The sequence below is a fragment of the Micromonospora sp. DT44 genome (genome assembly GCF_049841635.1).
In the GTDB taxonomy this organism is placed as follows: domain Bacteria; phylum Actinomycetota; class Actinomycetes; order Mycobacteriales; family Micromonosporaceae; genus Micromonospora.
The window spans coordinates 1-26,081 of the sequence record NZ_JBNCKS010000053.1; the positions used below are offsets into that span (position 1 = coordinate 1).

Annotated in this window: 20 protein-coding genes; 5 read left to right on the forward strand and 15 right to left on the reverse strand. The window is 72.1% G+C overall.

Annotated elements, in window-relative coordinates:
• Nucleotides 1-86 precede the first annotated feature (86 nt).
• Nucleotides 87-944: a DUF1028 domain-containing protein gene (locus ACLQ25_RS25695; protein ID WP_425733361.1), complete on the forward strand. Its 858-nt coding sequence runs from the start codon at nucleotides 87-89 to the stop codon at nucleotides 942-944.
• A gap of 19 nt (nucleotides 945-963) precedes the next feature.
• On the opposite strand, the gene ACLQ25_RS25700 is transcribed toward ACLQ25_RS25695, so the two are convergent.
• The gene (locus ACLQ25_RS25700) at nucleotides 964-1,851 is read right to left on the reverse strand and encodes a phosphatase PAP2 family protein (RefSeq protein WP_425733400.1); all 888 of its coding nucleotides are present in this window, start codon (nucleotides 1,849-1,851) and stop codon (nucleotides 964-966) included.
• 82 nt (nucleotides 1,852-1,933) lie between these two features.
• Between ACLQ25_RS25700 and ACLQ25_RS25705 the strand changes: the two genes are divergently transcribed.
• Complete coding sequence (locus tag ACLQ25_RS25705) at nucleotides 1,934-2,623, forward strand: DUF3159 domain-containing protein (RefSeq protein ID WP_425733362.1); 690 nt, start codon at nucleotides 1,934-1,936, stop codon at nucleotides 2,621-2,623.
• A 284-nt stretch (nucleotides 2,624-2,907) separates the two neighbouring features.
• On the opposite strand, the gene ACLQ25_RS25710 is transcribed toward ACLQ25_RS25705, so the two are convergent.
• Nucleotides 2,908-5,814: a glycoside hydrolase family 48 protein gene (locus tag ACLQ25_RS25710; protein ID WP_425733363.1), complete on the reverse strand. Its 2,907-nt coding sequence runs from the start codon at nucleotides 5,812-5,814 to the stop codon at nucleotides 2,908-2,910.
• 841 nt (nucleotides 5,815-6,655) lie between these two features.
• Here ACLQ25_RS25710 and ACLQ25_RS25715 point away from each other — a divergent pair.
• Complete coding sequence (locus ACLQ25_RS25715; RefSeq protein WP_425733364.1) at nucleotides 6,656-7,999, forward strand: GH1 family beta-glucosidase; 1,344 nt, start codon at nucleotides 6,656-6,658, stop codon at nucleotides 7,997-7,999.
• Between the two features lie 77 nt (nucleotides 8,000-8,076).
• Here ACLQ25_RS25715 and ACLQ25_RS25720 read toward each other — a convergent pair whose 3' ends face one another.
• The 3 genes from ACLQ25_RS25720 to ACLQ25_RS25730 all read right to left on the reverse strand — a co-directional run bounded on the left by ACLQ25_RS25720 (nucleotide 8,077) and on the right by ACLQ25_RS25730 (nucleotide 12,551).
• The gene (locus tag ACLQ25_RS25720; protein ID WP_053652618.1) at nucleotides 8,077-8,499 is read right to left on the reverse strand and encodes a roadblock/LC7 domain-containing protein; all 423 of its coding nucleotides are present in this window, start codon (nucleotides 8,497-8,499) and stop codon (nucleotides 8,077-8,079) included.
• On the reverse strand, nucleotides 8,496-11,039 hold the full coding sequence (locus tag ACLQ25_RS25725; protein ID WP_425733365.1) for a sensor histidine kinase: 2,544 nt from the start codon (nucleotides 11,037-11,039) through the stop codon (nucleotides 8,496-8,498). Before ACLQ25_RS25725 ends, ACLQ25_RS25720 begins: the two co-directional genes overlap by 4 nt.
• Nucleotides 11,040-11,138: 99 nt before the next feature.
• Entirely contained in the window at nucleotides 11,139-12,551 is a 1,413-nt protein-coding gene (locus tag ACLQ25_RS25730; protein WP_425733366.1) for an FGGY family carbohydrate kinase, read from the reverse strand.
• A gap of 263 nt (nucleotides 12,552-12,814) precedes the next feature.
• Here ACLQ25_RS25730 and ACLQ25_RS25735 point away from each other — a divergent pair, with 263 nt between their 5' ends.
• A complete protein-coding gene (locus ACLQ25_RS25735) occupies nucleotides 12,815-14,728 on the forward strand; it encodes an anthranilate synthase family protein (protein ID WP_425733367.1) in 1,914 nt (637 codons plus the stop codon).
• Nucleotides 14,729-14,825: 97 nt separating this feature from the next.
• Here ACLQ25_RS25735 and wrbA read toward each other — a convergent pair whose 3' ends face one another.
• From wrbA to ACLQ25_RS25760, 5 genes are all read right to left on the reverse strand, one after another.
• A complete protein-coding gene (gene wrbA / locus ACLQ25_RS25740) occupies nucleotides 14,826-15,443 on the reverse strand; it encodes an NAD(P)H:quinone oxidoreductase (protein ID WP_425733368.1) in 618 nt (205 codons plus the stop codon).
• 339 nt (nucleotides 15,444-15,782) lie between these two features.
• Nucleotides 15,783-16,151, reverse strand: coding sequence for a DUF3037 domain-containing protein (locus ACLQ25_RS25745; RefSeq protein ID WP_357128287.1), 369 nt, complete (start codon nucleotides 16,149-16,151; stop codon nucleotides 15,783-15,785).
• Nucleotides 16,148-16,906, reverse strand: coding sequence for a HipA family kinase (locus tag ACLQ25_RS25750; RefSeq protein ID WP_425733369.1), 759 nt, complete (start codon nucleotides 16,904-16,906; stop codon nucleotides 16,148-16,150). The genes ACLQ25_RS25745 and ACLQ25_RS25750 overlap by 4 nt, the downstream gene beginning before the upstream one ends.
• Nucleotides 16,907-16,932: 26 nt before the next feature.
• Complete coding sequence (locus ACLQ25_RS25755; RefSeq protein WP_425733370.1) at nucleotides 16,933-17,523, reverse strand: TetR/AcrR family transcriptional regulator; 591 nt, start codon at nucleotides 17,521-17,523, stop codon at nucleotides 16,933-16,935.
• A 185-nt stretch (nucleotides 17,524-17,708) separates the two neighbouring features.
• Nucleotides 17,709-18,101: a DUF4190 domain-containing protein gene (locus tag ACLQ25_RS25760; RefSeq protein WP_425733371.1), complete on the reverse strand. Its 393-nt coding sequence runs from the start codon at nucleotides 18,099-18,101 to the stop codon at nucleotides 17,709-17,711.
• Nucleotides 18,102-18,225: 124 nt separating this feature from the next.
• Here ACLQ25_RS25760 and ACLQ25_RS25765 point away from each other — a divergent pair, with 124 nt between their 5' ends.
• The gene (locus tag ACLQ25_RS25765) at nucleotides 18,226-19,329 is read left to right on the forward strand and encodes a winged helix DNA-binding domain-containing protein (protein WP_425733372.1); all 1,104 of its coding nucleotides are present in this window, start codon (nucleotides 18,226-18,228) and stop codon (nucleotides 19,327-19,329) included.
• A 60-nt stretch (nucleotides 19,330-19,389) separates the two neighbouring features.
• Here the strand turns inward: ACLQ25_RS25765 and malQ are convergent, their stop codons facing one another.
• The 5 genes from malQ to ACLQ25_RS25790 all read right to left on the reverse strand — a co-directional run bounded on the left by malQ (nucleotide 19,390) and on the right by ACLQ25_RS25790 (nucleotide 25,909).
• Nucleotides 19,390-21,384, reverse strand: coding sequence for a 4-alpha-glucanotransferase (gene malQ, locus ACLQ25_RS25770; protein ID WP_425733373.1), 1,995 nt, complete (start codon nucleotides 21,382-21,384; stop codon nucleotides 19,390-19,392).
• 216 nt (nucleotides 21,385-21,600) lie between these two features.
• Nucleotides 21,601-22,788, reverse strand: coding sequence for an ABC transporter ATP-binding protein (locus ACLQ25_RS25775; protein WP_425733374.1), 1,188 nt, complete (start codon nucleotides 22,786-22,788; stop codon nucleotides 21,601-21,603).
• A gap of 10 nt (nucleotides 22,789-22,798) precedes the next feature.
• Nucleotides 22,799-23,635, reverse strand: coding sequence for a carbohydrate ABC transporter permease (locus tag ACLQ25_RS25780; RefSeq protein WP_425733375.1), 837 nt, complete (start codon nucleotides 23,633-23,635; stop codon nucleotides 22,799-22,801).
• Between the two features lies 1 nt (nucleotide 23,636).
• Nucleotides 23,637-24,620 carry a carbohydrate ABC transporter permease gene (locus tag ACLQ25_RS25785; RefSeq protein ID WP_425733376.1) on the reverse strand — a complete coding sequence of 328 codons (984 nt, stop codon included), beginning with the start codon at nucleotides 24,618-24,620 and terminating at the stop codon, nucleotides 23,637-23,639.
• Nucleotides 24,617-25,909: an ABC transporter substrate-binding protein gene (locus tag ACLQ25_RS25790; protein ID WP_425733377.1), complete on the reverse strand. Its 1,293-nt coding sequence runs from the start codon at nucleotides 25,907-25,909 to the stop codon at nucleotides 24,617-24,619. The genes ACLQ25_RS25785 and ACLQ25_RS25790 overlap by 4 nt, the downstream gene beginning before the upstream one ends.
• Between the last annotated feature and the right edge of the window lie 172 nt (nucleotides 25,910-26,081).

Sequence of the window (26,081 nt, forward strand, 5' to 3'; positions counted from 1 at the left end):
CAACAAACTACCTAAAATAGACAGAAAGCGATGGCCGCCACGCCAGTGGCAGCCATCGTTTAACACCAGTCACCTAGTCTCGGCGGGTGACCTTCTCCCTCGTCGCCCGCTCCGCCGACGGCCGCCGCTACGGCGTCGTCGTGGCCAGCAAGTTCCTCGCCGCCGGAGCGTTGGTGCCGGCGGCCGCGGCAGAGGTCGGCGCGCTGGCCACCCAGGCGCACGTCAACCTCGCCTACCGTCCGCAGGGGCTCGCGTTGTTGCGCACCGGGGTGGCCGCCGCCGACGTGGTGGCCGGCCTGGTCGCCGCCGAGCGGCAGCACCGGCAGCTCGCCGTGGTGGGCGTCAGCGGGCCGGGCGCGAGCTGGACCGGGCCGGCCTGCCACCCCTGGGCGGGTGGACGCGTCGGCGACGGCTGGGCCGCGCAGGGCAACATCCTGGCCGGCCCCGAGGTGGTCGACGCGATGGGCGAGACGTGGCAGGGGGCCTCGGCGCTGCCGTTCGCCGAGCGCCTGGTCGCCGCGCTGCGGGCCGGCGACGCGGCCGGCGGGGACCGGCGCGGCCGGCAGAGCGCCGGCCTGCTGGTGGTCGAGCGTGGCGGTGGGTACGGCGGCACCAGCGACGTGGTCGTCGACCTGCGGGTGGACGACCATCCGGACCCGGTCGCCGAGCTCGGTCGGCTGCTGGCCGTGCACACCATGCTGTTCAGCCGGCCCGACCCGGCGACGCTGCTCGACCTGAGCGGCGCGGTCGCCGACGAGGTGGCGGCGCTGCTCACCGCGCTGGGTCACCCGGTGGGCGACGCCGGGCCGGAGGCGGCGCTGGTCTCCTGGGCGGGGCTGGAGAATCTGGAGGAGCGCCTGGTGCCGGGGCGGATCGACCCGGTGGTGCTCACCCATCTGCGTGGCGTCGCCCCGCACGTGCCCGCGCCCCGCCAGGGCGCCTGATCACCGGACGCGCGCCGGGTCAACCCTTCACGCGGGGTACCAGCCGGTGCACGACGGTCAGCGCCAGCGCCATGACCACCGCCATCGTCCCGGCGATGCCGGCGGCGCTGCCCGCGTACCCGGCGAACAGCGGTCGGCGGGCCAACTCCTCCGGGCCGGTCCCGCGCAGATCCACCAGCCAGGTGAGCGCCAGCCCGGAAGCGATCAGGGCGAGCACTCCGGCGACACCGAGCACGGCGGCGGCGACGCGGTGCGCGTCGCCGGACTCGATCTGGGCCTGTTCCCGTTGGGTGATCAGCAGGAGCAGCCCGGCCAGCGCCGCCCAGACACCCACCACCAGATAGGCGGCGACCGCGTCACTGGGCCGGTGCCAACCGGCGGAGAGGGTGGCCACCCCGGCGACGGCGGCGTAGAGCGCGCCGACGAAGGCGCCGACGGCCCGCACCTTGCGGGGCAGGACGAGCATCAGCGCGACCGCCACCGACGCGGCCACGGCGGTGTGCCCACTGGGGAGGCTGTTGCCCACCGCGGCCCGCTCCGGGTCGACGCCGAAGTCGGGCCGGCTCAGCCCGTACTTGAGCAGTTGGGTGGAGACGTTGGCCCCGGCGATGAGCAGGGTCGCGGTGACGGCCAGGGCGATCCGCCCCCGGATGAGCGCGATGAAGCCGATCATCGCGGTGGCGGCGAGCAGCGACACCACCGACATCGCGTTCAGGATCCGGTCCACCGGTCCGTCGATGCGGTCGTGACCGATCTCGTTGCCGGTGAGGGCGACCGTGTCGACCCACTGACCGATCTCGGTGTGCACGGCAACCCGCCACACGGCGAGGAAGGCGGCCGCCTGGACGAGGGCCAGTACGACCAACCAGACCGCGGTCCAACCCCGTGCCGTCGCGCGCATCCGCACACCGTAGCGGCCGGACCGGACCGGTCGTTCGGTGCCCCACCGGCTGTCGGCGGTTAGGTTGTGGCGGGGTGAGGAGGTCGCGGTGAGCGACACACCGGAACGCGAGTCCGGCCAGGTCGAGCCCGGCCCGGCGCGGGAGGAGTCCCTGGCGGATCTGCTGGGCGGACGGCGGGGCGCGGTCGACGCCACCCTGCCGCCGGTGGCGTTCGCCCTGGGCTGGCTGATCGGCGGCGAGTCGCTGTGGGCCGGTGTGGGCGCGGCGCTCGCCGTCGGCGTCGTCGTGGCCGGCGTACGACTGCGACGGGGTGACCGGCCGCGCTCGGTGCTGATCGGTCTGCTCGCCGTCTGCGTCGCGGCGCTGATCGCGGTGCGTACCGGCCGGGCCGAGAACTTCTTTCTGATCCAGCTGCTGTCGAACGCCGCGAGCGCTCTGGCATGGGCCGTCAGCATCGTCGTGCGGTGGCCGCTGCTGGGCGTGCTGGTCGGCGCGGCGCTGGGCCAGCGCGCCCGATGGCGAAGGGATCCCGCGCTGCTGCGCGGGTACGGCCGGGCCAGTTGGGTGTGGACGGCGACCTACCTGCTGCGGGTGGCGGTGTTCGTCCCGCTCTACCTGAGTGGACAGGTGCTCGCGCTCGTGGTGGCCCGGGTCGCGTTGACTTGGCCGCTGGTCGCGGCGGCGCTGGCCGTGAGCTGGGTGGTGCTGCGCCGGTCGCTGCCACCGGAACACCCAGGCTTGCGCCACCCGGTCCCCGCACCGCGATTGCGGGCATAAAAGTGGAGAGGCCGCCACGGGGGGAGCGGCCTCTCCGGTGACGTACGTTACTCCGTCAACGTCCTTGGTGTGATCCCGTGACAGCCGGAATTTCTGGGCTTTTTCGCGGCAGTCTTCAGTCCGGGCGGTGGGGTGGGCCGGTCGACCCGCTGCGTTGACCAGATGACCGGCCCACCCCGGCCTGACCGTGGGTGTCAGGCCGTCCGCCGGCCGGGTCCCGTCGTTCCCCCGGACCCGGCCGAACCCCGGGGTGGGCAGGGCACTCCACCCACCCCGGGTCGCTGTCAGCCGTTCGGGAACAACGTCCCGTAGTCGGCGTACGCCATGGCCACATCGGCCTGCGCCCAGAAGCGGTGGTAGTTGAACGTGGGCTCCGGGCCACCGTTCAGGTACGCCTGCACCTTCGGCCAGTCCGGGTCGTTCTTGTAGAACGACCGGATGTCCAGGAAGCTCTTCCCGGCGGCGATGGCGTCGCCGTTGGGCATCTTCCCGGTCCAGCCCGGCGGGACGTAGAGGCCCTGACCGCTGGAGGCGTCGTAGACGTCGTCGAAGCGCTTGTAGTCGCCACGCGTCTCGGTGGTGGAAACACCCTTCGAGTCACTGGCGGCGTCCAGCGCGTCGAGCAGACCCTTGGCGGTGGTCTTCGCCGCCGCGTTGCCCGACTTGGCCGCGTACGCGATCAGGATCCGGGCGTAGGAGGCGGCGACGCCGACGTCCTGGCCCTTGCTGATCACCTCGACGTGCAGGTTGGTGTTGGGCTGCGGGCTGCTCGGGTTCCACGTGGTCGGCTGGCCGGTCCACTTCATGTCCGACGGGATCGACCAGTTGGTGCCGACCGTGGTGTTGGCGATCGCCCACGGCACCCACTTGTCCAGCAGCGCCTTGGCCTTCGCGTTGCCGGTCTGCAGGTACAGCTCGGCGATCCGCTGCATCGACCACGCCTGCATGCCGAACCACTGGTTCGACGGCGGGTCGTTGTAGACCGGGTCGACGTCGTAGAACATGCCGTAGAAGGTGCTCGTGCCCGCCGGCGGCTGGGCGTAGCTACCGTCCCAGCTGTTGGTCGCGCCGCCGGCGATGCCGCCCTCGGAGGACTGGAGCCAGGTGTAGAACTCCAGCTGCCGGTCGAAGCTCTTGGTCCAGTCGGAGACCGCGGTCGACGACTGCGGCTTGAGCTCCGGCGTGTTGGTCAGCGCCCAGGCCGCGAACGGGTTCTGGTAGCCGAAGTGGTTGTGGCTGGAGCCGATCCGCCAGGACCAGTTCTGGCTGGTGTCGTACGCGCCACCCCAGGCGTAGTACCAGGACAGCAGGTAGTGCGCCGAGTCCCGGCCGCTGCCGGCGGGGCAGGTGCTGGCCCCGACGCAGTTGCCGATCTTCTTGAAGTACTTGTCGAACATCGCGTACCGCAGGTAGTCGCCCATCTTGGCGGCCTTGGCCACGGTGGCGGCGACGTCGGCCTGCTTGCCCTGCGCCTTGGCCCAGGTCAGCGCCCAGTAGGCGGCCTGCACCGCACGGGCGTCGGCGTCCGGGGCGTTGGTGTACTTCCACTGCTTGGCGGGAGCGCCGCTGTCCTTGACGAACAGGTCGAGGTAGCCGTACTGACCGCCGTGCTTGAAGGTGTCACAGGACGGCTGCGGAATGGTCTCCCACACCGACTCCTGGGTGCCCCGCTGGAAGGTGTTGATGTACGCCGGCTTGGTGGTGCCGTCGCCGCAGCGGCCGAAGCCGTACGTGTTGTCGACGTCCATCAGCCAGTGCATGCCGTAGATGTCGCCGGTGCCGTAGGTGGACTGCAGCTCCGAGCGCAGCGGGTCCTGCCCGACCGAGATGTTCGGGTTCAGGGCCGACGGGTACTGGCTGGGCAGGTTGTACTCAGCGGCGTACTGCGGGGTGCCGGCGGAGCCCGCAGTTGGCTGGTCTGAATGATTCGGAATTATATATTTTTCCATCACCGTCCAGGCGTTGTTGAACGGCGCCCAGTTCTGGGTGACGCGACCGTACTGGGCCTCCAGCCAGATCCAGAAGCTGAACGCCTCCGAGGTGGTCTCGTGGCCGTGGTCGGGCGCCTCGACGATCAGCGTCTCGACCGAGTGGTACGGCACGCCCTCGGGGCTGAAGTAGCCCGAGTTCTTGATCTTGCCGTACTGGGCGAGGAACTTCTTGATGTAGGCGTTGTCGCCGCCGGGGGTGTCGTTGTCGATCTCGGTGGCGGCGACCGCCAGCGAGGCGAGACCGGTGGCGGCGGCGGTGATGGTGGCGCTACCGCCGACGGTGTCGGTGTCCTCGGCCGCGGCGATCGTGACGGTGACCCCGGTGTTCCAGTTGCTGGGGGTCAGCGTGACGGTGCTCGGCGAGACCGTGATGTCGCTGTCGCCCGAGGGGGTGAGGGTGACCGGCACACTTGTCGTCGGCGCGGCGCTGAGCTTCAGGTTGAAGGTGGACGTGCCACCCTCGTTGACGCTCACCGCGGACGGCGTGGCGACCAGCGTCGGGCCGCTGGCGGCGCCGACGGTGAACGACTTCTCGGCGACTCCGATGCCGTTGGCGTTGTCGTACGCCTTGGCCTGCACGGTGTAGCTGCCGGCCGGCAGGTCCTCCTGCGTGTAGGAGTACGGCGCGGTGGTGTCGGTGTTGATGAGCAGGCCGTTGCGGTAGAACTCGACCTTGCTGATCGTCCCGTCCGGGTCACTGGCGGTCGCGGTCAGCGGCACGTCGGCGGGCGCGGTGAACGGCCCGGAGGGCAGGCTGAGCGAGACGGACGGCGGCTGGTTGGCCGGGGTGCCGTTGCAGGGGGTGCCGTTCAGGGTGAACGAGGTGGGCTTCGGGTTGCTCCCCGTGTGGGAGCCGTTGAAGCCGATGGTGGTGGAGGCCCCGGTACCGAGGTTGCCGTTGTACGACTCGTTGGTCGCGGTGACCTCGCTGCCGGACTGGCTGTACCGGGCCGACCAGCCCTGGGTGACCCGCTGTCCGCTGTTCGGGAAGGTCCACTTGAGCGACCAACTGCTGATCGGGTCGCCCAGGTTCTTGATGGTCACGTTGGCCGTGAAGCCGGTGTTCCAGTCGTTGGTCGCGTAGACCACGTCGCAGGCCGGTGCGGCCTGTGCGGCGCCAGCGGGCAGCATCACCCCGCCGCCGGCGAGCGCGGCGGCGGCGAGGATCGCCACTCGACGGCGTCGTGCCAGATGTCTCATGTGCGCGGTGTCTCCTCGGACCAGGCCGGGTGGTTCCCGGCGAGGCGCCTGCCCGCAGGTGGTGGTGGTACGCGGGGGATTCGAGGCGCCCGGGAAGGTGGTAGCCCCGGGCCCGGCCGGGGTGCGGCGATGCGGCCCGCGCGGGAGGGGGTCCCGCCGGCTCGCTCGGGTGCCGTGACCGGAGGCGGTGCTCCGGCTGCCCTCGGCGGTCCCGCGCCCACGCGATCTGGCTCCTGTCGCGTTGAATCGACAGTGTGCCATGGAAGCGCTCCCACAACAAGCGCGGAGGGGCCGAGAACACCCACTTGTTTCGATCTCGTTTTGGGTCTTTCACAAAGGCGTGACGGGCGTTACAGTCGCAACATCGGTCGATGGGAGCGCTTCCATCGACAAAGGTTCCAACTGGAAGATCGCCGGGACCGTCCTCGTGGCGGGCCCGGGGAACCATCCGAAGGCCGACGGCGGGCCAGCCCGGACGCCGCCGTCAGCCATCATCCCGCCACAGGGAGGGAGGTGGAACCAGAGCCACTCGCGTGGCCCGGCTCCCGCGCGACACGCACGGCAGGACCCAATTCCGCCCGTGTGTGTGCAGTTACGGTGGGGACGGGGGTTGCCCTCCCCCGTCCCCACACTAAACCCCCGTACACGATGGGAAAAGAGGCCGACGGGACAGGCGCGAAGCGCCGCCCGGTCGGCCTCGTTCGCTGTCCGGGGCCCTCACCCGCCTCGACCCGCCATCGTCGGCCGCCGTGACGGCCGGCTCACCGGGTCGAGCGCTTCTGGCCTATCCTGGGAGCGCTCCCGAATCTCGGCGGTGGCCCCGTATCCACGAGGAGAATCCATGTCGATACCTACCGGGCCCGCCGGCCCACTGCGCTTCCCCCGCCACTTCGGCTGGGGCGCGGCCACCTCCGCCTACCAGATCGAGGGCGCCACCAAGGAGGACGGCCGCGGCGAGTCGGTCTGGGACACCTTCAGCCGCGTCCCCGGTCGTACCCGCAACGGCGACACCGGCGACGTGGCCGCCGACCACTACCACCGGTACGTCGAAGACCTCGACCTGATGCGTGACCTGGGTCTGCGCAGCTACCGCTTCTCCATCTCCTGGCCCCGCATCCAGCCCGACGGCAGCGGTGCGCCCAACCAGCGTGGGCTCGACTTCTACCGTCGTCTCCTCGACGGTCTGCACGAACGCGGCATCGCCCCGATGGCGACCCTGTTCCACTGGGACCTGCCGCAGGCCTTGCAGGACGCCGGTGGCTGGGAGTCCCGCGACACCGCCCTGCGCTTCGCCGACTACGCCAACGCCGTCTTCAGCGCGCTCGGCGACCGGGTGCCGGTCTGGCTCACCATCAACGAGCCCAAGACCGTCGTACAGAACGGCTACCTCACCGGCCACCACGCGCCCGGTCGACAGGATCCGGAGGCCGCCTACCTCGTCGCCCACCACCTGCAGCTCGCGCACGGCCTCGCGGTGCGCGCGCTACGGGCCTCGGACAGCACCGCCCGGATCGGCCCCGCGCTCAACCTGCACCCCTGCTACCCCACCGACGACTCCGCCGAGGCCGCCGCCGCCGCGCACCTCTACGACGGCTACGAGAACCGCCTCTACCTCGACTCGGTGCTCAAGGGCAGCTACCCGCAGGACGTCCTGGCCGACCTCGGCCCGCAGAGCCGGATGGTCCGGGGCATCCACGACGGCGACCTGGCGGTGATCTCGTCACCGGTCGACCTGCTGGCCGTGCAGTACTACACGCCCATCTACGTCGCCGCCGACGGCAGCACCGAACACCGCTGGCCCACCTCCGAGGCCGGCTGGCAGCAGATCTACCCCGACGGGATGTACGACGTCCTGACCCGGGTCACCCGCGACTACGGCCCGATCCCGCTCACCGTGACCGAGAACGGTCTGCCCACCCCCGACACCCTGGCCGCGGACGACACCGTCGACGACAGTGGCCGGATCACCTTCCTGCGCGACCACCTGGCCGCCGCGCACCGCGCCATCGCTGACGGGGTGCCGCTGGAGAGCTTCCACGTCTGGTCGATGCTCGACAACTTCGAATGGGACGAGGGATACGAGCAGCGTTGGGGCCTGGTCTACGTGGACTACGTGACCCAACGGCGCGTGCTCAAGCGCAGCGCCCACTGGTACCGCTCCGTCATCGCCGAGGGTGGCTTCTGAACTCCTCGCCCGGACAGCCGGGCCCGGACGGCTCGGCTCGGGTGAGCCGGTGACCGTCCGGGTCACGGCCGGAAGACTCAGCGAGGCAGCGCCTGCTGCAACTCCGCTCGCAGCGCCGGGGTGAGCATCTCCCCCGCCTGCTTCGCCAACCGCGCCATCTCGTAGCCCACCACGCCGATGTCGGCGTCCCCGGCCGCGAGCGTGGCCAGGATGGACCCGTCGCGCACCTGCATCACCAGGAAATAGCCCCGGCCCATCTCGACCACCGTCTGCTTGACGATGTCGCCGTCGAACATCTGCGCCGCGCCCGCCGTGATGCTCATCAGCCCGGACGTCACCGCGGCGAGCTTGTCCGCGTGGTCGCGGGGCAGGTGGTCGGAGATCGCCACCAGCAGCCCGTCGGAGGAGACCACCACCGCGTGCGCCACGCCCGGCACCCGCTCCGCGAACGCGCTCACCAGCCAGCTCAGGTCACGTGCCTCCTGGCTCAACGTCGTCACTGTCGTCCTCCTTCGTCGTGCCCCCACGAGGGTGGCACCGCTATCTCGGTGGTGTCCTCGGCCTCGGCACGCCGTACCCCGCTGTAGAGCCGGGAAAGCATGCCGCCGACCGCGTCCGGGTCGAGGTCGGCGCGCCGTGGCGACGACTCCGGCTGGGCGGGGCGGGTGACCGCGGAGAGCTGCGCCATGGGTACGCGTACCGGAAGGCCCCGCTCGTTCGTGCCGGCCGTCACCGGAGTCGCGGGCGGCACGGGCTGGACCGGGGCCGCCGGCGCGGACGGCCCCTGCCGGGACCACCAGCCGCCGCCGTCACCGGCGGAAGCGGCGGCCGGAGCCAACACGTCCTCGGCGCGTACCGGCACAGGTCGGGTCTGGCGGGGCACGGCGGCGGCCGGCGGACGACCGGCCACCGGAAGGTCCAGCGGCGCGGTCGCTGTTCCGTAAACGCCGCCGGACGGGGGCGCACCCGCCCCACGCTGCGCCGCGGCGCCCCGGGCCGCGTTTGACGCCAGCATCCGGGCGGGCGCGGGCGGATCCAACTCGACCGGGCCGCCGGGCGCCAGCAGGGTCGCCGGCAGCACGAGCCGCGCGAGGAGGCCACTGTGGCGCCCCTCGAGCTGCACGCGCACACCGAGCCGGCTCGCCAGGTGACTGACCACGAACAGGCCCATCCGCTCGACCGCCGCGACGTCCGCGGCCGGCGGGCTGGCCAGCACCGCGTTCGCCTCGGCGAGCGCGGACGGGCTCATGCCCAGACCGTCGTCGACGATCTCGATGAGCGCGCTGGACGCCTCGACCCGGGCGGTCACCACGACGAAGGTGTCCGGACGGGAGAAGGCCGTGGCGTTCTCCAGCAGCTCGGCCAGCAGGTGCACCAGCTCGCCGACCGCGTGCCCGACCACGTTGACGGCACCCATCGACTCAAGCCGTACCCGCTGGTACTGCTCGATCTCGGCGGCGGCCGCCAGCAGCACGGTGCCCAGGCCCACCGGGCGGTTCCACCGGCGGGTGGAATCCGTGCCGGCCAGCACCAGCAGGCTCTCGTCGTTACGGCGCATGCGGGCGGCCAGGTGGTCGAGCTTGAAGAGGTTCTCCAACTGGTCCGGGTCGCTCTCCTCACGCTCCAGGTCGTCGAGCAGCTCCAGTTGCCGCTCCACCAGCACCTGGCTGCGGCGCGCGAGGTTGACGAACATCGCGTTGACGTTGCGGCGCATCAGCGCCTGCTCGACGGCGACCGTCACGGCGCTGCGGTGCACCGCGACGAACGCCTCGGCCAGCTCACCGATCTCGTCGAGCGAGCGGACGACCGCCGGGGACACGTCGATGGTCGGCACGCCACCGGTGACGGTGCGCAGCCGGTCCAGCGCGTCGGGCAGCTCCACCTGCGCGATCCGCAGCGCCTGGCTGCGCAACAGGCGCATCGACCGGGCGACCGAGCGCCCGACCAGCAGAGAGATCAGCAGGGCGACCAGCAGCACCGCCACGACGCCGCCGACCACCAGCAGGGTGGTCCGGAACTGGCCGCTGCTCGCGTCGTCGGCCTGCCGCACCGCGTCGTCGAGCACACTCGCCTCGACCTGCCGTAGCAGCTCCTGGCGTTGCTGGCTCGCCGACCACCACTGCTCCGAGGGCAGCACCTCCGGCGCCGCGTCGCCGAGCGGAAGACTGCGCTCCTCCAGGCGGGTGGCGACCTGGAACCCCGGGTTCACCGAGGTCTCGTCGTACCGGCGGATCTGGTCGCTGGTGGCGGACACCCGGAACGCGCCGAGCGCGGTGAGCTGTTGGGCACGCAGGTCGGAGAGGATCACCCGGTCCTCGGTGCCGTACCGGCCGGCCCGGCCGGCGCCGTAGAGCTGCGCCCGGACCCGGGAGGACAGCTCCTTGACCCGGGCGATCTGGACGTAGCGCAGCACCGCGTCGCTCAACCCCGGTCGGTCCTGGCCCGGTGTCGGCTCGGCGAGCAGGTCCAGCAGCGAGTCGACCGCCCGGTGGTAGTTGCTCAGGATGGTGTCGTTGCTGAGCACCGCCGGCGGGATGGCCGGTCGGATGTCGACGACCTGGTCGTACGCCTCGAGCACCTCGGAGTAGGCGACCCGCCAGGAGGCGTCCGCGTCGGCCAACGGCTCGGCCGCCCGCCGGAGGTCCTCGACGGCGCGGTCGGTGGCCGACTGCAACGGCCGCAGGGCGGTGGCCGCCGCCTCGCGGTCGCCACCGCGGCGCAACTCGCCCAGCTCACCCGCCGAACGGTCGCGCTCCTGCTGGAGCTGGTCGACCACGGCGGTGATCTGCCGACCGATGCCGACCTGCCGGGAGAAGTCGTTCAATGTGGCCGTCCGACCGACCAGCGCGCTGGTCTGCACGCCCGCCAGCACCAGGAACGCCATCGAGGGCACCAGCAGCACGGTGGCGAGCTTGGTGCTCATCCGCCAGTCCCGCAGCCGGAACGGCGAGCGGCGTCGATGCGGAACGACCCGGACGTCGAAGCGACGCCGACGGTGGTTCGACACCGCACCGATCGACGGGTCGGGACCTGCCGCCACCCTGCCTCCTCCGTCCTGCCGCGTCCACCGCGACCCGGGGAGCGGAGTCCATCCAACCAGGCTCGGTGGCGCTGTCAACGGCCCGGGCAGGGCGAAAGTTCAGGAAGGATACTGCGGGTGGGAACGTCCTGTCGTGGTCGGTGAGACCAGTTCGTCCGTCCGGCCGATGTCGGCGAGCGCCGCCGCCGCATCAAAGTGACCCAGGGCCACCAGTGCCGCTCCGGTGGCACCGATCTCCGGGTTGCGTTGGTGGGACACCGGTCGCGGCGCGAGCGCGGCGGCGAACGCCTGCCGCCACCACACCGACGCGGCCACCGCGCCGCCGCCCAGCACCACCCCGACCGGCTTGTCGACTGTGGACTCCAGCACCGCGAGGTCCTCGGCGACCAGCTCACACAACCCCTGCATGAGCCCGGCCAGGATGTCCACCGCCGTGGTGCTGAAACTCAGACCGCGCAGCTCGCCGGTGCCCGCCGGGGCCAACCCGGGCGCCCGGTCGCCGCCGAACCGGGGATCGGCCGGCCGGCCACCGCCGACCGGCACCAGCGCCAGCGCCGCGTCCAGTTCGTCCCCGTGGGGCAGCCGCAGTTCCCGGTCCGCCCAGGCGAACAGGTTGCCACCGCTGGAGTACGCCGCCCCGGTCACCACGTGGTCGTGGTCGACCCGGTAGCGCCAGAGGCGCTCGGGCAGCCGCGGCAGCGGCTCGCCGGCCGGGATGCGCTGCATGAGGCGTACCGCCGCGGAGGTGCCCACCGTGACGGCGGCCCGGCTCGGGTCGGCGCAGCCCGAGCCGACGTTGGACGCGCCACCGTCGCCCACCGGCGGCGCCCACCGGGCCGCAGCCAACTGCGGCCAGCGGCGGGCCCGGTCGGGGCGGAGCCGGCCGTGCCAGTCCAACTCGCCCAGCGGCGGCAGGTCGCGGGGCCGTGCGCCGGCCAGCGTCAGCGCCTCCTCGTCCCAGCGCAGGGTGACGAGGTCGAGCAGGCCCGTGCCGGAGGCCTGCGAGATCGACATGGGTGCCGTCTGGAGCAACTCGCCCAGCACGTATTCCGGAAGGCCGACGAACCGGCTGACCGGCGTCCCCGACTGGTCCCGCAACCAGGGCAGGCGCACCGGCCAGTAGGAGCGGTGCCACCAGCAGCCCGTGCGTTGGTGGAAGCCGTCCGGGTCGGCCGGGCCGGACGTGTCGCCGACCGGCGCGGGCCGGGTGTCCAACCAGGTGACGACCGGGCCCAGCGGGCTGCCGTCACGGTCGAGCGGGAGCACCGAGTGCCACTGCGCGGACGTCGCCACCATGCCCACGTCGTGCAGGTGTCCCGCCTCGGCCAGCTCGTCCAGACACTCGACGAGGCTGGCGAGGTAGTCGGGGCCGGAGAGGGTGCCCGTGCCGTCGTCCCCGATGGCGAGTTTGACCTTGCGCCGGGCCAGGGCGCCGGGCAGCGGCCGGGTTTCCCCGTCCAGCACCAGCCCGCGTACGGAGGAGGTGCCCAGGTCGAGCGCGAGAATGTTCATCGCCGGTCAAGTTACCCGGTGCCGGCCGCGCCGGGACGAGGGTCCGGCCCGGCACACCCGTACGCCGGAAGGGGTCCCGAGTGAGGCCTCGACCGCGTAAGGTGATGCGCATGCTCGCGCACCCAACCTCCTGGTGGCCCGCCGACCCGGCGGCCACCCCCCGCGCGTAGCTTCATCCACGCGGCCGCCACCGAGGCGGCCGCCGGATCTCCGGCCCGGATGGCCGCCCCCGCTGGCGGCGCCCGGCGCCCACGGAGACCACGATGACCAGCCAGAACCCCCTGACCGACCTGCTCGCCGCCATCTACCGGGGCGACGATCCCGGCCCCTTCGCGCTGCTGCGCCGCGAGGGCGCCGACGACCTGGAACTGTTCACCGGGCCGGTCGGCACCGTCGACCGGCTGGCGGACATCCCGCTGCCCCCGGGTGAGCCCGGGGCGCGGACGTTGGCCCTGGTGCCGTACCGGCAGATCGCCGAGCGCGGCTTCGCCTGCGTCGACGACGACGCCCCGCTGGAGTGTCTCCAGGTCCGCGAACACGATTGGGTCCCGCTGGCCGAGGCGCTTGCCGCGCTGCCCGACGAGCCGGTCCGCACCCGGGACGCCGCCTTCGACGTCAGCGACGAGGAGTACGCGCGGATCGTGCAGCAGGTGCTCACCGACGAGATCGGTCGCGGCGAGGGTGCCAACTTCGTCATCCACCGCACCCTGCACGCCACCGTGCTGGGTGCGCCGCTGGTGGCCGCGCTGGCCGCGCTGCGCCGGCTGTTGGTCGCCGAACGCGGCGCCTACTGGACGTTCGTGGTGCACACCGGCGCCCGCACCATGGTCGGGGCCAGCCCGGAACGGCACGTCAGCGTCGATGACGGGCTCGTCATGATGAACCCGATCAGCGGCACCTTCCGGCCCACCGGCGGCACCCCGGACCGGGCGGACCTGCTGCGGTTCCTCGCCGATCCGAAGGAGATCGAGGAGCTGTACATGGTGCTCGACGAGGAGCTGAAGATGATGGCGACCGTCGCCGAGCACGGCGGCCAGGTCATCGGCCCTTATCTCAAGGAGATGTCGCACCTGGCCCACACCGAGTACCTGCTCGCCGGCCGGGGCACCCGCGACGTACGGGAGGTGCTGCGGGAGACCATGTTCGCGCCCACCGTGACGGGCAGTCCGATGGAGAACGCCTGCCGGGTGATCGCCCGACACGAGCGCCGGGGTCGGGGCTACTACGCGGGCGTGCTCGCGCTGCTCGGCCACGACGACGCCGGCCGGCAGACGCTGGACGCGCCGATCCTGATCCGTACCGCCGAGATCTCCCCTTCCGGTCGGCTGCGGGTGCCGGTCGGCGCCACCCTGGTCCGGCATTCGACGGCGGCCGGTGAGGTGGCCGAGACCCACGCCAAGGCGGCCGGGGTGCTGGCCGCGCTGGGTCTCGGCCCGGCGGCGTCCACCGGCGAGCGCGGGCCGGTCGTGCGACTCGCCGACGACCCGGAGGTACGCGACGCGCTGGCCGCGCGTAACACGCCGCTGGCCCGGTTCTGGTTGGACCAGCGGTCGCCCGACGCGCCCGGGCTGCCCGGGCTGGCCGGCCTACGGGCCCTGATCGTGGACGCGGAGGACACCTTCACCGGCATGCTGGCGCACCAACTGGGCGCGCTGGGTCTCGCGGTCACGCTGCGCCCGTGGCACGCCGGCGGCCCGATCGACGGGTACGACCTGGTGGTGGCCGGACCCGGCCCGGGTGACCCGGGCAGCCCGGACGATCCGAAGATGGCGGCGTTGCGGGACCTGCTCGGCGAGTTGCTGGCGACCGGTCGACCCACCCTCGCGGTCTGCCTGGGGCACCAGGTGCTGGCCGGCCTGCTGGGGCTGCCCCTGCACCGCAGGGACGCGCCCTACCAGGGGCTGCAACGGGAGGTCACACTGTTCGGCCGGTCCCGGCGGGTCGGCTTCTACTCCTCGTTCACCGCCCGCGCCCAGGCGGACCGGCTGGACACCGCGTACGGGACCGTGGAGCTGGCCCGGGACGTCCGCGACGGGTCTGTGCACGCCCTGCGCGGGAAGGGCTTCGCCGGGGTGCAGTTCCACCCGGAGTCGGTGCTCAGCCCGGACGGATTGACCGTGCTGACCGAGATGCTGACCGACCTGCTGCCGGCGTCGCGGCCGGTCGGCCAGGGTTAGCTCCCGGCCACGGCATGGTTACCGTCGTCGCGGGGTAGGGCTGGTGCGACCGGTGGCGCGAGCGGGTCGAGAGCCCCCGTCCGCGCCACCGGTCGCCTCAACCGCCCAGGCCCTGCTTGAGCGCCGTGCCGATCAGCACCGCCCGGCGCGCGGTGAGGGCGCAGGCGCCCAGCGCCACCGCGTCCGGGGCGATCTCCCCGTTGTTGCTGGTGTGCGAGGCGCCGTACGGGTTGCCGGCGATGAACTGGCTGGAGTCGGTGTAGCCGGGAGGGACCACCACACCACCCCAGTGGTAGAAGACGTTGAAGAGCGACGTCAGCGTCGTCTCCTGACCACCGTGCGACGTCGCCGTGGAGGTGAAGGCCGCGTACACCTTGTTGGCCAGCGCGCCCTGCGCCCACAGCGGGCCGGTGGTGTCGATGAACTGCTTCAACTGCGCGGCGATCATGCCGTACCGGGTGGGCGAGCCGAAGATCGACACGTCGGCCCAGGCCAGGTCGTCGATCATCGCCTCGGGAACGTCCTGGGTGTCCAGATGGTGCGCCTGCCAACCGGAGTTCGAGCGGATCGCCTCGTCCGGCGCGAGTTCCCGTACCTTGCGCAGGCGCACCTCCGCGCCGGCCTCCCCGGCGGCCTCACACGCGGCCTGCGCCATCTGGTAGGTGATGCCGGTGGCGCTGTAGTAGATCACCGCCACCTTCGTCTGGGCAGCCATCAGAGTTGTCCCCTTCTCGTCTCGGGTCAGCTCCCGCGACTACCCGGGCGGTGCGGAGACAAACGACGGATCGCGGTGTTCCGGTCGTCCGGGCTCAAGTTTTCCGCAAGTTCCCGGACGTTCCGATCCGGTCGCCCGCGCGGACGGCGATCCTGATGCCATCCGGTGCCGGCGTGCGATCCTGCCGCCCCCTGGCACCGGCGCCTGAACGGGGGATCGCGCTCCGCCGGCAACGGCGCTGGCGCAGCGCGATCAGGGGTCCGGCGCTTTTCCGGCCACCCGGCCGCGCGGGCCGCCCAAGCCGCCCGGCCTGCTCAGACCGCTCAGCCCACCGCCCGCTCAGCGGACCAGCATCGTCATCAGCCGGTCCAGCTCGGCCGCCGGGTCGGCGGTGAGGCCGGTGTGTACCGGACCGGCCTGGATCATCGTGCTGCGCGGCGCGACCAGCCAGTGGAAGCGCTCACCGAGCCGCATGCGGGTGGCCGGCCCGTCGCCGGAGCAGGTCCGGTCCAGCGACTCCAGCACCGCGGCGACGGCCGGCAGGTCGACATCGGGCGCCAGGGCGCGCGCCCGGTCGGCGTCCAGGTGCGTCCGCGCGGCCAGGAAGTCACGCTGCTGGCAGTAGAGCAGCACACCCACGTTGATCTGCTCTCCGCGCTCGACGCGGGGCACCAGCCGGATGACGGCGTACTCGAAGGGATGCCTCACGCCGCGCCCCCCGCCGGCAGCCAGTCCGCCGGGCGGGCGACCCGCCGCGACAGGTGCGACACGTACGCCTCCCGCGCCTCGTCGGCCGAGTCGAAGTCGGCCGCGGTCAGCCACTGGGCCGGCACCAGCGCCAACACCTCCCGGAGGAGGTCGGGGGTGACCCGGGCGGCCAGCTCGCCGTTGGCCTCGGCGACCCGGTCGGCGTACGGCGCGAGCACGTGGTCCCCGGCCCGGTAGGCGCGGTGCACGGCGGCGTCGGCGCGGGGCCAGTTGTGGTGGAAGTACAGTGCGGCGCCGTGGTCGATCAGCCACAGCTCGCGGTGCCAGATGAGCAGGTTGGGGTTGCGCCAGCTCCGGTCGACGTTCTCCACGTACGCGTCGAACCACAGCACCCGGGAGGCCAGCAGCGGATCGACGGGGTGCGCCACCGGATCGAAGCCGAGCGCGCCCGGCAGGAAGTCCATCCCCAGGTTCGCGCCGCCGCTGTTGCGCAGCAGCTCCTGCACCTCCTGGTCGGGCTCGGCCCGCCCGATCACCGGGTCGATGTCGAGGACCACCAGCGGCGGCACCCGCAGGTCCAGCCGGCGGGCCAGCTCGCCGCAGATCACCTCGGCGACGAGCGCCTTGGGCCCCTGCCCGGCGCCGGTGAACTTCGCGACGTACGTGCCGAGGTCGTCGGCCTCCACGACGCCCGGCAGTGAGCCACCCTCCCGCAGTGGGGTGACGTAGCGGATCGCGGTGACCTGGCGGAGCACGCCGCCCACCCTACTGTGATCTCCGGTCACCGGGAGCGCTGGAGGCCGCGCAGCAGCAGGTCGACGAGGCGGCGGGGGTCGTAGTCCGGGTCGTTGTCGCGACTGACGCAGAGGTTGCCGATGCCGCGCATCAATTCGTACGGGCGCGTGCCGGGGGTGATCTCGCCCGCGTCGACGGAGGCGTCGAGCAGTTGCCCGCAGACCGGCACGAGACGGTCGACGAACCAGGCGTGCAGCGTGTCGAAGCCGCCAGCGTCCGACTGCAGCGCGCTCGCCAGGCCGTGCTTCGTGACCAGGAAGTTGGTGAAGAGGTCGACCCACTGGCGGAGGGCCGCCAGGGGAGAGGCGGCGTTCGCCAGCAGGGTCGGTCCCGCTTCGGCGCAGGCCTCGACCTGGTGACGGTAGACGGCGACGACGAGGTCCGCCCGGGTCGGGAAGTGCCGGTAGATCGTCCCGATGCCGACCCCCGCACGGGCCGCGATCTCCCGGATCGGCGCTTCGACGCCGGAGGTGACGAAGACCGCCGCGGCGGCCGCGAGGAGCGTCTGCTGGTTGCGTACGGCGTCGGCCCGTCGGCCACGGGCCGGCACTTCCGGGGTCTGGCTCGTCGCCGACACGGTTCTCCTTCAGACACGCGACTGGTAAACGGATCAGCGTTCCGTATACTAGTGGAACGGCGATCCGCTTCGACTCTAGCGGAGGCAGGGCCACCCCTCCACGACGCCAGCCGTGCCGCGTCCGCACCCCGGGAAGGCCGGTGTGGGGCCAGCGACACTCCGCTGGCCCCGATCCCCGGCCGAGGTCAGTCGAGCTTGTCCCGCAGGTCGTCGACCTGGTTCTGAAGGCGGTCCACCGCGCCCTTGTTGTTGACGAAGGTGGTGATGCCCGCGGCGAGGCCCAGGCCGATCAGGACCGCCAGGATGCTCAGCACCAGGCCGCCGATGGACACGCCCCGGCCGGTCACGCCCGGCCGGCGGGCCATCTTCAGCCCGACGATGCCGAGGACGATGCCGATGATGCCGAGCACCAGCCCAACCCAGGCGAGGATGGCCGTCAACACGCTGAACAGGCCGGCCACACCGAAGACCAGAGCGAAGGTGGCGGCCGCGCTGGTCTTGACCCCGGTGGACGCCCGATGGGCCCGAGAATCGGCCGGTACGCCGGCACCGCGGGCCGGTTGGCTTGCGGCAGTCATGGGACTCCCTTCCGTACGCGCGGCGCGCGTACTTCCGGCCGGCCGCATTCCCACCGGCGCGGCGGTTAACCGTGCGTGTCGGTCCTCGGGCCTAGGCTGCGGCGGAGCGACCGGAAGGGGTGCGATGACTGCCGACCTCAGCGCGGCCGAAGCGCTGGCACTGCGGATGACCAGCCTGCTGCTGCGCCCGCCCGTCGGGCCGGGCACCGTCGCCGAGGTCGTCGAGTGGTTCGGGGCGATGCAGGCTCAGGACCTGGCGAGCGGGCTGTGGTCACTCGGCGCCCGGCTGCCGGGATGGACGGTGACCGACGTGCAGGCCGCGCTGGAACGCCGCGAAGCGCTGCGCACCTGGCCGATGCGGGGCACCGTGCACCTCGTGCCCCCCGCCGACGTGCGGTGGATGCTGGAGCTGACCGGCGTACGCTCGCTGGCCGGCGTGGCGAGCCGCCGGGCGCAGCTCGGCCTCAGCGAGGCCGACGCCGACCGGGCGGGCGATGTGCTGGGCGCGGCGTTGGCCGGTGGCGGCCGGCTCACCCGCGCGCAGTGTCTCGCCACCCTGCGCGAGGCGGGGCTCGGCACCGACGGCCAGCGCGGCTACCACCTGCTCTGGTACGCAGCCGTGCGCGGGGTGACCTGCGTGGCGCCCACCATCGGCACCGAGCAGACGTTCGCCCTGCTCGACGAGTGGGCGCCGGAGCAACGCCGCCCGGAGCGGGACGAGGCGTTGGCGCTGCTCGCCCACCGCTACGTCCGCGGCCATGGGCCGGTCACCGACCGCGAGTTCGCCGGGTGGAGCGGCCTCACCCTGACCGACGCGCGGCGCGGCCTGACCGCCGCCGCCGGCCTGCTGAGCACGGTACGCGTCGACGGCGAGCCGATGTACGTGGACGCGGCGCTGGCCGACACCCCGCGCGCCCCGGCGGCCGAGGTGCTCGCGTTGCCGGGCTTCGACGAGTACCTCCTCGGCTACCGGGATCGCACGCTGATGCTCGACCCCGCGCACCGGGCGGCCGTGGTGCCGGGCAACAACGGCATCTTCCAGGCGACCGTGGTCCGCGCCGGTCGCGTGGTGGGCGTGTGGAAGCGCAAGGTCGGCCGGCAGGCCGTCACCCTGACGGTACGGCCGCTGACGCCGGTGCCCACGGGCGAGAGGGCCGGCGTCGAGCAGGCGCTGACCCGGTACGCCGACTTCCTCGGGCTACCACCGCGCTTCGACTGGCCGGCCTGACCGGGCGGACTACTGGCCCGCCGGGTCGAGCGGCCTACTGGCCGGGCGGGGTCGGGCGGCCTACGGGCCGGCCGGGTCGGGCGGGGTCGGCCGGGGGCGGGCTGCGGTGAGCAGGTCGACGATCCGGGTCACGCCGGGGTCGGTGCGGATCTGCGCCACGCTTGCCGGCAACGGCAGCCGCCAGTTCGGGTACTCGTCGACCGTGCCCGGCATGTTGGGTTGGCGCACCTCCCCCAGCACGTCGTAGAGGGACACGCCGAGCAGTCGTGCCGGGCTGGCCGCGAGCGCGGCGTGCATCGCCACCACCACGTCGCCGTCGTCCGGCTCCTCGCCGGCCTCCGCATCGGCGTCGGGCGGCTCGGGCAGCAACGACTCGGCGCGCAGCATCGCCAGCAGCCGCTCGCGGTCGGCGGCGGCCCGGGCGCGTTCGACGGCCACGTCGGTGCCGAGCAGCTTCAACTCGTCGCGCACCCGCACGTGCTCGCCGGTCAGGAATCCGGGGGCGGTCGGCAGGTCGTGGGTGCTGATCGTGGCGAGGGCGTTCGTGGGCCAGCGGGCCGGTGGGGTGAACTCGCCGTCGTCGTCCCGGGCGAACCACAGCACCGTCGAGCCGAGCATGTTGCGCTCGCGCAGCCCGCGCGTCACCGCCGGCTGGACCGTGCCCAGGTCCTCGCCGACGACCACCGCGCCGGCCCGGTGCGCCTCCAGCGCCAGGATGCCGAGCATCGCCTCGGCGTCGTACCGCACGTAGGTGCCCTCGGCGGCCCCGGCGCCCGGCGGCACCCACCACAGTCGCCACAGCCCGGCGACGTGGTCGACCCGCAGGCCGCCCGCGTGCCGCAGGGTCCGCCGCAGCATGTCCCGGTACGCCGCGTACCCGGTCTCGGCGAGCCGGTCCGGTCGCCACGCGGCGAGGCCCCAGTCCTGGCCGAGCTGGTTGAAGTCGTCCGGGGGCGCGCCGACCCGTACGCCCTGGGCCAGGACGTCGGCGAGCTGCCAGCCGTCCGCGCCGCCCGGGTCGATGCCGACGGCCAGGTCGTGCACCACGCCGACCGGCATGCCGGTCGACCGGGCCGCCGCCGTCACGGCGTCGAGCTGCTCGTCACACAGGTGTTGCAGCCAGGCGTGGAACGCCACCCGGTCGGCGAGTTGGCGACGCTGCTCGGCGACCGCCGGGGCGTCGGGGTGGTGCAGTTCCGCCGGCCACGCCCGCCAGTCGTTGCCGTGCCGCTCGGCCAGCGCGCACCAGGTGGCGAAGCTGGTCAGCGCCGGGTCCGCGTCGAGGTCCACCGCCGGGGCGTACGGGTGCAGCAACTCCAAGGCGTGCCGCTTGGCGGTCCACACCTCGTCGTAGTCGATCAGGTCCCCGCGATCGGGGCGTAGCGCGTCGACCACCGCGCGGGTGGCCGGGTCCGCCGCCGCGTACGCGGTGGTGTCGCTGACGCGCAGGTAGAGCGGATTCACGAAGCGTCGGCTGGCCGGCGAGTACGGCGACGCGGCCACCGGGTGGGCCGGTCCGACCGCGTGCAGCGGGTTGAGCAGCACCAGCCCCGCGCCTGTTCCGCCCGCCCATCCGGTGAAGTCGGCCAGGTCACCGAGGTCGCCCATGCCCCAGGACCGCTCGGAGCTGAGCGCGTAGAGCTGGAGCATCCAGCCCCAGGTGCGGGGCGGCACGGGCAGCCGTCGGGGCACCACGACGAGGGTCACGTCCCGCCCGTCGCAGGCCAGCCGGTGCCAGCCCAGCGGCAGGTCCCCCGGCAGCTCCGCGTCGACCGTCCGGCGGCCACCGTCCTCCAGGGACACCACGCCCGGGCCGGGCAGCGCGTGCGTCGCGCCCTCGGGCAACACCAGGGTCGGCGGCAGCGCGGTCCGGTCCACCGCGCGGGCGGCGGCAAGCGCGTCGGCGAGCGCGGCGGGGCTGGTGGCGTCCACGCCGAGCAGCCCGAGCACGCCGACGACGGTCTCCGGCGCCACCTCGACACGGCGGTGCCGCCAGTCCTCGTACCAGGTGGACACGCCGTGCGTGGCGGCCAACGCGACAAGTCCCCGATCCATCACCAACCCACCCTGCCACGCCCACCCCCACCCCGCACCCCGCCCCGCCCCGCCCCGCCCCGCCGCGTCCCTCTCCCCGCCCCGCCCCCGGTCCGCGTCGATCTTGCACTTTCTGCTGCGACATAAAGGACCTGCCGCTCTATGTCGACGACACAAAGTGCAAGATCGACGAAGGCGGGGACGGGGACGGGGACGGGCCGGGGGGTGGGGGCGGGGTTAGTGGGCCTTGTCGAGGGTCAGGTTGCGGCCTGTGTTCGGGTCGAAGAGGTGGATCTTTTCCAGGTTGAACCAGGCTCGGCGGGGCTGGCCCTCGGTCGCGCCGGACTCAGCGGACAGCCGGGTCACCAGGTTGCCGCCGGCACCGGCGAAGTCGCCCGCACCCGCGTCCGCGGCCAACTCCTCCAACTCGGCGGCGCTGGCCCGCTCACCCTCCACGGTGAAGTACACGTACTTGTCCGAGCCCATCGACTCGACGATCTCCACCGGGGCCTCGAACTCCAGACCCCGGCGGCGGGTCTCGTCGTCGACCAACTCGGCGTCCTCGAAGTGCTCGGGCCGGATACCGAGGATCAGTTCGCGGGGCGCGTCGGCCGCCTCCAGCTCCCGGCGCAACCGGTCGCCGAGCGGCACGTCGCCCAGGGCCGTCCGCAGGCTGCCGTCCTGCACCGCCGCGTGCAGGAAGTTCATCGACGGCGAACCGATGAAGCCGGCCACGAAGAGGTTGCGCGGGTGGTCGTACAGCTCCTGCGGCGGGCCGACCTGCTGCACCGCGCCACCCCGCATGATCACCACCCGGTCACCGAGGGTCATCGCCTCGGTCTGGTCGTGGGTGACGTAGACGGTGGTGGTGCCGAGCTGCTTCTGCAACCGGGACACCACCGTGCGCATCTGCACCCGCAGCTTCGCGTCGAGGTTGGACAGCGGCTCGTCCATGAGGAACGCCTTGGGCTGGCGGACGATCGCCCGGCCCATCGCCACCCGCTGCCGCTGGCCACCCGAGAGGTTCGCGGGTTTGCGGTCCAGCAGCGCGGTCAGCTCCAGCACCTTGGCGGCCTCGTCGACCTTGGAGTTGATCGTCTCCGTGTCCAGCTTCGCCAGCCGCAGCGGGAACGCCATGTTCTCCCGCACGGTCATGTTCGGATACAGCGCGTACGACTGGAACACCATGGCGATGTCCCGGTCCCGGGGGGCCTTGTCGTTGACCCGCTGGCCGCCGATGCGCAGCTCGCCGGAGCTGATGTCCTCCAGCCCGGCGATCATGTTGAGGGTGGTGGACTTTCCGCAGCCGGAGGGTCCGACCAGGATCACGAACTCGCCGTCGGCGATCTCCAGGTCGACGTCCTGCACGGCGACGGTCCCGTCCGGGAAACTCTTGCTCACCTTGTCGAGCACGATGTCAGCCATGACTACCCACCTATCCCTTGACTGCGCCGGAGGTCAGGCCGGAGACGATGCGGCGCTGGAAGAAGAGAACGAACAGGATGATCGGTACGGTGATCACCACGGCGGCGGCGCAGATCGCCCCGGTGGGGTCCTCGAACTGTGACGCGCCGGTGAAGAACGACAGCGCCGCCGGCACCGTGCGGGACCGCTCGGTGGAGGTCAGCGAGATGGCGAACAGGAAGTCGTTCCAGCAGAAGATGAAGACCAGGATCGCCGTGGTGAACAGGCCGGGCGCGGCCAGCGGGGCGATCACCCGCCGGAACGCCTGGGCCTGCGTGGCGCCGTCCATCTTCGCCGCCTTCTCCAGGTCCCAGGGGATCTGCTTGAAGAACGCCGACAGCGTGTAGATCGCCAGCGGCAGCGCGAAGGTGATGTACGGCAGGATCAGCCCGGGCCAGGTGTCGAAGATCCCGAGCTGCCGTTCGATCTCGAACAGCGGCGACACCAGTGACACCTGCGGGAACATCGCGATCAGCAGGGAGATGCCGACCAGCAGCTTCTTGCCGGGGAAATCCAGCCGGCTGATGGCGTACGCGGCCATCGCACCGAGGACCACCGCGATCAGCGTGGCGATCAGCGCGATGCCGATGGAGTTGACCAGCGCTCGGACGAACTGGTCGGTGTCGAAGATCGTCCGGTAGTTGTCCAGTGTCCACTCGCGAGGGATGAACTTCCCGTCGGTCAGGGTGGCCGGCGTCTTGAACGACAGCGAGGCGATCCACAGCACCGGGACCAGCGCGAAGACGACCACGAGGACGTCCAGCAGGCCCCAGCGCAGCTTGGCCCGGGTGGTGGTTTCGACAGCCATGTCAGCGCCTCTCCCCGTCGTCGCTGCCGGGGGCAGCGGTACCGAACAGCTTCACGAAGACGAAGGCGATGATCGCCACGGTGAGGAAGACCAGCACCGACATCGTCGAGCCGATGCCGAGGTTGAGACCCCGCAGCAGGTTGTTGTAGGCGAGCATCGACACCGACGAGGTCTCGTTGCCGCCAGCGGTCAGCACGAAGGTGTTGTCGAACACGCGGAACGCGTCGAGCGTGCGGAACAGCAGCGCGACCAGGATCGCCGGCTTCATCACCGGCAGCATCACCTTGGTGAACTTCTGCCAGGCCGTCGCGCCGTCGGTGGAGGCGGCCTTGAGCAGGTCGTCGGGCACCAGGGCCAGCCCGGCCATCAGCAGCAGCGCCATGAACGGCGTGGTCTTCCAGATCTCGGCCAGCATGATGATCGCCAACGAGCTGGCCCGTTCGGTGAGCGGAGCGCCGTCGCTGAACAGGTCGGCCAGATAGCCGGTGCCGGGTGTCCAGGCGTACCGCCAGGAGAAGGCGGCGACGACCGTGACGATGCCGTACGGGATGAGCGCCGCGGTACGGACGATGCCCCGCCCGACGAGCGTACGGTGCATGATCAGCGCCAGCCCCATGCCGAGCACCAGTTCGACGACCACGGTGACCACCGTGATCAGCGCGGTCACCCCGAACGCCGTCCACCAGAACTCGTTGGTGAGCACGGTGACGTAGTTCTCCAACCCGACGAACTCGCGCTGGTCGGGAAAGCGCAGGTCGTAGCGCTGCAACGACAGCCAGAACGAGTAGATGATCGGGTACGCGGTCACCAGGACCATGACCAGCGCGGCGGGCGCGCAGAGCAGCCAACCGAGCCGGCGTTCGGCCTTCTTGTTCTCGCTCAGCGGCGCCTTGCCGCGGCCTCCGCGCTGGGTGGGTACGACGGCGCGCTGGCCGTCGGTCCCCTCGGTCGCCTCGGTCGATTCAGTGGTGGCGGGCCGGGTCATGGCAGCACCCCCTTCGATTCCAGGGCGTCGGCGATGGCGTCGCGCAGCTCGTCGGCGGTCTGCTGCGGGCGGATCCCGGACGGCGGCGACAGGATCGCCGACATGACGGTGGAGATGCTCTGGTAGGCCGGGGTCAGGGGGCGGGTCGCCGGGTCCTTCAGCTCTTCCAGGATGGTGTCCTTCATCGGGTACGCCTCGGCCATCTCCGGCTCGTCGAAGACGGCCTCGATGGTCGGTGGCACGCCGTCGTTGATCGCGGAGAAATTCTGGTGCTCCGCGCTGCGCAGGCACCGCGCGGCCTCGAACGACAGTTCCGGGTGCTTCGAGTACGAGCTGACGGCCAGGTTCACCCCGCCGATGGTGACCTTGCTCGGGGTGCCCTCGTCGACGCCCGGCACGCGGGCCCAGCCGACCTGCTTGGCCAGCTCCGGGTTGGCCTCCTGAAGGGCCGGGTAGACGAACGGCCAGTTCACCTGGAACGCGCCCGACCCGGACTGGAACTCCAGCCGGACCGGGTCCTCGGTGGCGTTGCTGAACGACGGCGAGGTGACGCCCGACGTGGCGAACTTTTGCAACTGTTCCAACGCCCGGACCGTACCGTCGTCCATCACGGCCTTCTTGCCGTCGTCGGAGAGGACCTTGCCTCCCGCGCTCTCGGCCAGGGTGTTGTAGAGGACGACCAGGCCCTCGTACTGCGCGCCCATGGTGAGCACCTGGTACGGCTTGCCCTGGTCCTTGAGCTGCCGGGCAGCGGTGATCATCTGGTCCCAGGTGGTCGGTGGCTGCGGCACCAGGTCCTTGCGGTACCAGAGCAACTGCACGTTGGTGTTCTTCGGCGCGGCGTAGAGCTTGTCCTCGTACCGGGCGGTCGCCAGCGGCCCGGCGAGGGTGCCCTGCTCGACCTCGGCCTTGTCCTGGCCGGTCCACTCGCGGATCCAGTCGGCGCTGGCGAACTCCTGGGTCCAGGTGACGTCCAGGCCGAGGATGTCCATGCCGGTGTCCTCGGCGGCGAGCCGGCGCACCATCTGCACCCGCTGGTCGTCGGCCTGCCGGGGCAGCACCCGGTAGGCGATCTTGTACCGCCCCTGGGCCTGCGTGTTGCAGTCGTCGACGACCTTCTGCAGGTTCTGCTCGGGCGGGTAGTACAGGTTGAGCGTCGGTGGGCCACCGTCGTCGGATGCGCCGCACGCGGCGAGCGGCGCGACCAGCGCCAGCGCGGCGGCAGCCGCCCCGACCCGGGCGATCGGCCGGCGTCGGTGTCGGTGTCGGGCCGTTTCGGGGTCCGTCATCGCCTTCCCCCTCTCGTGCACAACGGACCGGGGGAGGCATCCGTGCCCCGGCGCACGGTGAGCTGGCTCCGAGCCCAGGAGCTGCGAAAACGCCCCGCTCGGATACTCCGTGCGGCTACACTGCCCCACTCACCACATCGCGAAACCTGCCGGCAACACGGCGTGCCAGGCT

Bases quoted from the DNA above. Each gene is read 5' to 3' on its own strand.
- ACLQ25_RS25785 (WP_425733376.1), bottom strand. From the start codon at position 24,620: ATGACCCGGCCCGCCACCACTGAATCGACCGAGGCGACCGAGGGGACC.
- ACLQ25_RS25715 (WP_425733364.1), top strand. From the start codon at position 6,656: ATGTCGATACCTACCGGGCCCGCCGGCCCACTGCGCTTCCCCCGCCAC.
- ACLQ25_RS25775 (WP_425733374.1), bottom strand. From the start codon at position 22,788: ATGGCTGACATCGTGCTCGACAAGGTGAGCAAGAGTTTCCCGGACGGG.
- ACLQ25_RS25765 (WP_425733372.1), top strand. From the start codon at position 18,226: ATGACTGCCGACCTCAGCGCGGCCGAAGCGCTGGCACTGCGGATGACC.
- ACLQ25_RS25710 (WP_425733363.1), bottom strand. From the start codon at position 5,814: ATGAGACATCTGGCACGACGCCGTCGAGTGGCGATCCTCGCCGCCGCC.
- ACLQ25_RS25790 (WP_425733377.1), bottom strand. From the start codon at position 25,909: ATGACGGACCCCGAAACGGCCCGACACCGACACCGACGCCGGCCGATC.
- ACLQ25_RS25730 (WP_425733366.1), bottom strand. From the start codon at position 12,551: ATGAACATTCTCGCGCTCGACCTGGGCACCTCCTCCGTACGCGGGCTG.
- ACLQ25_RS25780 (WP_425733375.1), bottom strand. From the start codon at position 23,635: ATGGCTGTCGAAACCACCACCCGGGCCAAGCTGCGCTGGGGCCTGCTG.
- ACLQ25_RS25760 (WP_425733371.1), bottom strand. From the start codon at position 18,101: ATGACTGCCGCAAGCCAACCGGCCCGCGGTGCCGGCGTACCGGCCGAT.
- malQ (WP_425733373.1), bottom strand. From the start codon at position 21,384: ATGGATCGGGGACTTGTCGCGTTGGCCGCCACGCACGGCGTGTCCACC.
- wrbA (WP_425733368.1), bottom strand. From the start codon at position 15,443: ATGGCTGCCCAGACGAAGGTGGCGGTGATCTACTACAGCGCCACCGGC.
- ACLQ25_RS25735 (WP_425733367.1), top strand. From the start codon at position 12,815: ATGACCAGCCAGAACCCCCTGACCGACCTGCTCGCCGCCATCTACCGG.